This window comes from Massilia genomosp. 1 (genome assembly GCF_011682185.1).
In the GTDB taxonomy this organism is placed as follows: Bacteria; Pseudomonadota; Gammaproteobacteria; order Burkholderiales; family Burkholderiaceae_D; genus Telluria_A; species Telluria_A rubra.
In genome coordinates, this window is record NZ_WHJF01000173.1 from 1 (window position 1) to 7,701 (window position 7,701).

The 7,701-nt window shown below is 63.2% G+C and carries 5 protein-coding genes and 1 pseudogene; 1 reads left to right on the plus strand and 5 read right to left on the minus strand.

The genetic code is table 11. The annotated features are described in order from the left end of the window. The 3 genes from F1735_RS31810 to F1735_RS31820 all read right to left on the minus strand — a co-directional run. A partial coding sequence (locus F1735_RS31810) for a GspE/PulE family protein (RefSeq protein ID WP_167240804.1) occupies positions 1-1,035 on the minus strand: 1,035 nt, incomplete at its 3' end. Next, a complete protein-coding gene (locus tag F1735_RS31815; RefSeq protein WP_167240805.1) occupies positions 1,032-2,222 on the minus strand; it encodes a type II secretion system F family protein in 1,191 nt (396 codons plus the stop codon). The genes F1735_RS31810 and F1735_RS31815, both read right to left, overlap by 4 nt. Positions 2,223-2,372: 150 nt before the next feature. Then, positions 2,373-4,901 (minus strand): M4 family metallopeptidase, encoded by a 2,529-nt coding sequence (locus F1735_RS31820; protein WP_167240807.1) that lies wholly within the window; start codon positions 4,899-4,901, stop codon positions 2,373-2,375. 752 nt (positions 4,902-5,653) lie between these two features. On the opposite strand from F1735_RS31820, the gene F1735_RS31825 reads away from it, so the two are divergent. After that, positions 5,654-6,313 (plus strand): hypothetical protein, encoded by a 660-nt coding sequence (locus F1735_RS31825; protein WP_167240809.1) that lies wholly within the window; start codon positions 5,654-5,656, stop codon positions 6,311-6,313. Positions 6,314-6,531: 218 nt separating this feature from the next. On the opposite strand, the gene F1735_RS31830 is transcribed toward F1735_RS31825, so the two are convergent. Further along, positions 6,532-7,593, minus strand: coding sequence for a S66 peptidase family protein (locus F1735_RS31830; protein ID WP_167240811.1), 1,062 nt, complete (start codon positions 7,591-7,593; stop codon positions 6,532-6,534). Further along, a pseudogene (locus F1735_RS37020) lies at positions 7,577-7,701 on the minus strand (IS630 family transposase); the annotation flags it as partial. The pseudogene F1735_RS37020 and the gene F1735_RS31830, both read right to left, overlap by 17 nt.

The window sequence follows — 7,701 nt, forward strand, 5'->3', positions numbered from 1 at the left end:
CCCCGTGTTGATCTCGGTGATGGCCGCGTACAGGGTGGTGGTCTTGCCCGAGCCGGTCGGCCCGGTCACCAGCAGCATGCCGTGCGGCTTGGCCGCCAGGCGCCGGATCAGCTCAATCGCGTCGGCGTTCAGGCCCAGGCTTTCCAGGCGCAGCGACTGGGCCGCCTCGGTCAGGGCACGCCGGTCCAGCAGGCGCAGCACCGCGTCTTCGCCAAAGATATTGGGCATGATCGAGACGCGGAAGTCGATCTCGGCGCCCTTGACGCGTACCTTGAAGCGGCCATCTTGCGGAATGCGGCGTTCGGCGATGTCCAGGTCGGCCATGACCTTGATGCGCGAGATGATCTGTTCGGCCATCTGCAAGCCCTGTACCTGGCCGGCCTGCACCAGCACCCCGTCGACCCGGTATTTGATAATGAGCTTGTCGCCGTCGCATTCGAGGTGGATGTCGCTGGCCTGGAACTTGAGCGCATCGTAGATGGTGGAGTTGACCAGCTTGACCACCGGGCTGCTGTCTGCGCTGATACGCACCAGCGAGATGTCTTCGATGCTCAGGTCCTGGCTCTCGACCTGGTCGGCGGCGTCGCCCATGCCGGCCATGGCTTGCTGCACGTTCTCCTGCTGCGCGAGGTAGGCGGTCAGTTCGTCCGGGTGCGTCAGCGCCACCGAGAAGCCGGCGGGCAGGGCGCAATCGGCCCATTGCAGGGTATCGTCGGCGAAGGGGTCGCCCACCACCAGCACCGGCGAGCCGGCCACGCCTTCCATCAGCACGCACTCGCGCTGGGCGCAGTCGGTGTAGGGCATCAGCCCGAAGGCCGGGGTGCCGGCCTGCAGCGCGCCGATGGTCCACAGCGGATAGCAAAACAGCGCGGCCAGTTCGGCCACAAATGCTTCCGGCTCCAGGCCGGTCATCTCTTCGAGCACGACCAGCATGGGCCGGCCCTGGCCTGGCGCGGCCAGACGCGCCTGCCGCACCAGCGCGGCCGACAGCGGCGCGCCCGCTACCTGATGGTGGGGGAAACCGGGCGCGTTCATGACAGGCTCCCGGCCAGTTCGAAAATCGGCATGTACATCAGCACCACCACGCCGCCGATGACCACGCCGATGAAGGTCATCAAGAGCGGCTCGAGCAGGCGCGAGGCCCAGTCGACCCAGCGCGCGAATTGTTCATCGTGAAAACGGGCCGAGCGTTCCAGCATGTCGCCCAGGCGGCCGGTGTTTTCGCCGACCTTGAGCAAGGATTGCGCGACCGGCGTGGCCAGCTGGTTCTGTTCCAGCGCGCAGGAAAACGGCATGCCTTCCTGCACCGCGCGGCGCGCCGCGTCGAGTTGCTGTTGCTGGCCGGGCAGGAGCATGGCCGAGACCATCGCCAGCCCTTTCGACAAGGGAATGCCGGCGTGCAGCAGCAAGCTCAAGGCGCGATAAAAGCGCGCCAGGCGAAATTCGGCGGCGCGCGCGGACAGCACCGGCAGGCGCAGCAGCGCAAGGATCAGGCGCTGGCGCATGGCCGGGTGGCCGAGGGCGAACACGATGGCCCCGACCAGCGCGCCCAGCGCACCGAGGAACAGGAAGGGATGGGCCGACATGAGCTGGCCGAAGCCGAGCATCATTTTCGAGGCCCAGGGAATGTCGCGCCCCGAGGTTTCGTACACCACGCTAAATTTGGGCACCACGTAGCCGAGCAGGAACAGGGTGACCAGGCTGCCGACCACCAGCAGCATGAGCGGATAGATGGCGGCCGAGACCAGTTTCTTGCGGATCGCTTCGAACTGCAACTGATAGGCGACAAAACGGCCGAGGGCTTCCGGCAGGTTGCCGGAGCGCTCGGCCGCGTGGACGGTGGCGACGTAGATTTCGGGGAAGATCGTCGGAAAATCGTTCAAGGTATCCGACAAGCTCTTGCCCTGTTGAAGGGTTTGCAAGATGGCGCCGATGGTGGCGCGGGTGCCGGGCTGGGTTTCCTTGTTGTGCAAGGTGGCGATGGCTTCGGTGAGGTTGAGCCCCGCTTCGAGCAGGGCCAGCAACTCCTGGCTGAACTGCATGAGGGGAAAGGCGTGCTTGCGGCGCGGCTCGACCGGCGCGGGCGGGCGCTCGATGGCGAGCACGCGCCAGCCCTTGCGCGCGGCGATGCGGATGGCATCGGCTTCGCTGGGGGCATCGATGGCGATATGCTGGCGGCTGCCTGCTGCGGCAGCGGCCTGGACCTGGAGTTGAAACTGCATGGCTGACCCTTTACTGATTGACTCCTGCATCACATTCGGTTTACTTATTCACGTGACATCACGGCCTCCTGAATAAAAAATAGCCCCGGCCGAAGCCGGAGCTGAAAAAAGAGGACGGACAGCCAGCCATCCTCTTGTGGGGTCACCCGCTTATTGCGTTACCAGACTCACTTTGTCGACCACGAACGAGGTTTGCAGCGACGAATCTTCCCGCATGGCGAACGACAGGGTTACGGTCTGGCCTTTGTACGGCAGCAGGTTGAAGGTACGCACCTGGTAGCCCGATGCCTTGGTCAGGTTGGTGTAGGTACCCAGGGTGCCGAGCACGCTGCCGGACGCATTCTTGACCGTCACGGTCAGGCGGTCGTAGGCCACGTTTTCGGTTTCCGCGGTATCGATGTGCAGCGCGAAGCTGAGCGAGGCCGTGGTGGCGGTCGATGGAATGGCGACCGACTGGGTCAAGGTTTCGGTAGTCGTGGTACCGTTGCCGCCCAGCCATGCGAAACGCGTGCCTTCGTAGGCCGACTGGCCGCTGAAGGAGCCGATGACGCCGGTGCTGCCGGCCCAGCCGGTGGTGCCGCTCTCGAAACCGCCGTTGACGACGCGTTCGGTCCCGTTGCCGCCGCCGCCCACCGTCAGGGTGGCGTTGGCGCTGGTGGCCGTGGTCGGGCTGGTGGCCGAATCGGTCACTGTCACGCTGAACACGGCGCCGCTGTCGGCGGTTTGCGCGGTCAGGCTGTAGGTGGCCGAGGTGGCGCCGGCAATGGCCGTGCCGTTACGCAGCCACTGGTACTTGTACGGCGCGGTGCCGCCGGTGGCCACGACCGAGAAGGTCGCGCTGGAGCCGGCTTGCACGGTCACGCTCGCTGGCTGCGAGCTGATCGACACGCCGCCGCCCGGGGTGCCGCCTTCGTCGACGTCGGCACCGACGTTAATGGCCGCGTAAGCACGGGTGACGGCGATCGCTTCCTTGCTGCCCACGCCATACAGTTCGTTGGCGGCGGCGATCACCTTGTTGCGCGCGTCGGCATAGTTGGTCGAGGCGGTGAACTTGGTGGTGGCGGCCTTGAACCAGATGCGGAAGGCTTTGTCGCTACCGATGCCGGTCATTGCGGCCGGGCTCTTGACCAGGTACTGGCTGTAGTAATTGGACGAGGAGCTGGCGTTCGAACCTTGCGACAGGAAATAGAACATGCGGTTGTTCGGGCCGCTGCTGTAGTGGACGTCCAGGTTCTTGATGGTGCTGCTCCAGGCGTTCGGGCTGGAACCATCCAGGCTAGGCTTGTACAGATAGCGCAGCGGATTGCCGGACTTGGCGATTTCCTTGCCCATCGACCAGTCATTGCCGCTGTTCGGGATCACCGTGCCGGTGCCGCCGGCACGCGCATAGGCTTCCACCATTTCACCGTTGATGTCCGAGCTCGATTCGTTCAGGCCGCCCGATTCGCCGCTGTAGGTCAGGTCCGAGGTGGCGTTGGTCACGCCGTGGCCCATTTCGTGGCCGATCACGTCGATCGAACCGAGGCTGTAGAAGCCGCTGCCGCCGTCGCCGATGAACATGCACTTGCAGCCATCGCTGTAGTAGGCGTTGTCATAGTTGGTGTTGACGTGGGCGGCGATATAGGTCGAGGTGTTGTTGCCGTCCAGGGATTGCCAGCCGAGCACGTTTTTCAAGGTGTCGTAGGTGTTCATCAAGCCCCACATGGCGTTCACGGCCGCAGTCTGGCCGTTGGCGTTGGTGGTGCTGCCGCCGTTGTATTGCAGGCCGTCACCCCAGCTATTGGTGCTGTTGGTGTACACCTGGCCGGCGCTGGTGCCGTGGTTGGCGTTGGTGATCGCCATCATGCCGTAGGTGCCGCCGGTGCCGCGCGACGGATCCTTGAGCGTGTAGGTGCCGCCCGACTCGCTGGTGTTGAGCGGCACGGTGCCGTTGTACTGGCTCTTGCCGGTACCGGCCACGGTTTGCAGCGCGCGCCATTGTTTCAGCACGCTGCCGTCGGCGGCGCTGATGATGGTGTCGTAGAAGACTGGATTAATGCCTTCCATCATGCGCGTCTTGACCAGGTAGGCCAGCGCGTAATCGCTCACTTCCTCGACCAGGTCGAGCGCGTTGAGCTGGGCTTCGGACTTGCCCAGGGCGCCGGGAGCGCGCTTGGTGGTCACCACCGGATAGATGATCAGCTCGGCGCTCGGCGGGGTCTGATGCACCGCGTTCGGCGACACTTTTTTGACCACCAGGTCGATCGCGGCGGCGCTCTGGATTTGCGGCACCACGTTAAAGCCGGCGGTGCGCGCGCGCAGGGCGGCATTGCCGCCGCTACCCTGGCCCAGGCCCGAGCGGCGGTCGGAAATCGACTCGCTGAGGATATCGCCGTTGTCGTTGGTCACGACCACCGATTCCGATTGGAACACCCGCACGCCTTTATAGGTGTGGGCGGCGCGGCTGATGCGGGTGCCGATCACGCCAGGATGCTGGACCGTGATGGAGAAACCGTGGTCGGCGTCGAGGCCGTGGGTGGCGCGCGTGGCGGCCAGCTTGGCAACCAGGGCCTGGCCCTGCTGCGGTGATTGCAGGGCGGTCGGACCGGCCATGATCGGCGCATTGGCAAGGGCCTGGCCAACCATCATCAGAGGCAGTGCAGCAATCGTAGCAGCGAGCAAAGTTTTGCGGAAGTTCATTATTTCTCCATTGGTAGTTCAGTGATTGAATGAGATGAAACTGCTGGCCACAATGCTGTGGCGGCCACCCGAGCGCGCCGATAAGTTGGTCCGGTGAACGCGAGAGAATGCACACTATTCCTGTTTCTTAAGCCAAGTCAAAAAAATGGGTGATTTGGTCGTATGCACAGCAAATGTTCAGTTTTAGACATTCTTTTCGAGAAACTGAACGGACTACAAGGCAAATTGCCTGAAGAATGTTTTGTTGACATAGATCAATGTGACGCATTTTTCCCACATCGCAGGCAATTAGATGCCGTACTCTAAGACGTGCGGAAATGTAACAATTCACGTGGAAAACGAACTCAATTCGATTGCGTTAGAGCGGGGATGCGGTCTACACTCGTTCTCAGTTGCCGGGAAAAACTCTCAGGCGACATGGATTAAAGCGCACGGGGCACACTCCGGATAAAGCGCAATCAGTTAACGGGAAAATCATGACGTCACACTTCAGCTATGCATGGGCATGTTTGTCTCCTCCCCCGGTGCTATTGCCCCAGCCCTATCCCCAGAGAACCCAGCCGACCTGAACGATTTGCCGATGGTGCATGTGCAGCAGGAAATTGCGGCAAGCGGCAGTGCCCAGTAGGACAGTCGAAAAGAACCAATTCACGGTAACAGAGCGACAATCATGCGCACGCAGCGACAGGGCCGGCCCCTTGCATGTCGCGCGCGCGGATGGGCGGCGGCTACCCAATGAGGACCGGAGAGAGATGCTTTCGATCGCGACCAAAGTTGAGCAAATAGTGTCGGAATCGGCGTTCCTGACGGAAGGGATATCGCTCGGGCTGATCAACCTGTCGGAGCTGGCGCGCCAGTTGCGGCCCCAGCTCGAATCGGATCTGTGGAAGCCGGTGGGGCAGGCGGCGGTGGTGATGGCGCTGCGGCGCCTGTCCGAGCGCCTGCCGCAGGCGGCCCCGTCGCCGCCGATCGTCATCTCGCCGCGCACCAGCGAACTGACCACGCGCACCGACCTGACCCTGGTGACCTACCGGCTATCGGACAACAGCAACGAATGCCAGCGCGAACTGCTGGCCCTGGCCGAGCGCCATCCGGGCAGTTTCGTCTCGGTCACGCGCGGGGTACACGAGATTCTGGTGGTGTGCAGCCGGCCGCTGATCCATATGGTCGAATCGGCCTTTGCCAGCGAGCGCCATATTGCGCGGGTAGAAAACCTGACCGCGCTGACCCTGCGCCTCAATCCCGACGCGCTGAAAACGCCGGGCATCTACCACGGCGTGCTGAAAAAATTGGCGTGGAACAAGATCAACGTCGTCACCATGATGTGTACGTTTTCCGAGCTGACCGTCCTGCTCGAGCAGCCCCAGACCGGGCCGGCGTTTTCGGTGCTCTCGCAGATCGTGTCGCACTGAGCAACAGCTGGTGTCAGGTCTGACATTCGGACACGAACTCGGCACTGCCAACCTCTGGTGTCCAACACCTGGTGTCAGGTCTGACATTCGGACACGAGCTCGGCATTAACGCATTGAATGATGAGGCCGTGTCCGAATGTCAGACCTGACACCGGGGTTTAACGCATTGAATGATCAGGCCGTGTCCGAATGTCAGACCTGACACCGGGGTGGGGTTGTCAGGAAACGGCGGGTTCGAGCAGGGTGACGGTCTGGCGCGCGGTGTCGAGGCGGGCCATCACGCCCAGCGGCAAAGTACACTGGTGGCGGATGTGGCCGAAGGAGTAGCCGCTCACGGCCGGGATCACCAGCGGTTTCAGGTGCAGGTCGAGGGTGTCATCCAGGCTTAACGACGGTTCTTCATCTTCCGGCCCGCAGTGGTCGCAAATGCCGATCATCACCGCCGACGCGTTGCGCAAGCCGAGCGCCAGGTCGAGCTGGGTCAGCCAGCGGTCGATCCGGTAGGGCGCTTCGTTGACTTCTTCCAGGAACAAAATTGCTTTGCGGAAGTCCGCAGCATACGGCGTGCCCATCAGCGCGCTGACCAGGCTCAGGTTGCCGCCGATGAGCGGACCGGTGGCCTGGCCGGCAGTCACCGTGCGCAGGGCGAAATGCGGCTCCAGCAGCGCGCGCCGGCTGTTTTCCAGCGCCATCGGAATCGTGTAACTGTCCTGCGGATGCATCAGCACGGCCAGCATGTGTTCGACCGCGTAGTCGGACGGGCCGGAGAGGGCCACCGGCCCGTGGAAAGTCACCAGCCGCGATTGCTTGAGGATGGCCAGTTGCAGCGCGCTGATGTCGGAATACCCGAGCAGGACGGTGGGATGGGCGCGGATCAGCGCGTAATCGAGATGCGCCAGCAAGGAAATGCAGCCGGAGCCGCCGCGCACGCACCAGATCGCCTTAACCTCGCGCTCGCTGAACATGGCGTGCAGGTCGTCGACGCGCTGCTGCACCGCGCCGGCGTAGCCGCCATGCACGGCGCGCAGGTTCTTGGCCAGCCTGGCGTGGAAACCCAGCGCTTCGATGCGCGCCACCGCGTAGGCGATGGCGTCGTCATTGATGCGTCCGCCAGGAGCCACCAGGCCGATCAGGTCGCCGGCGCGCAGGCGGGGAGGTTTGAGCAAGGTTCGCGGCATCGGTCGTGGCGTACTATGGGATGTCGATGGCAGCAACACTGCGCCGGCCGCCAGGCCCGCAAACGCGCGCCGGCTGATCTTGTCGCTAGTGTAGTGTTGCATTCTGTTTGCCGCTTAAGCGGCTGTTGGCGCGAATTACCTTTTGCAGGATATCGCGCGCAGTTGCTGTCCAAATAAATGGCTTCGGATTGGCATTGTGGTGCGCGACAT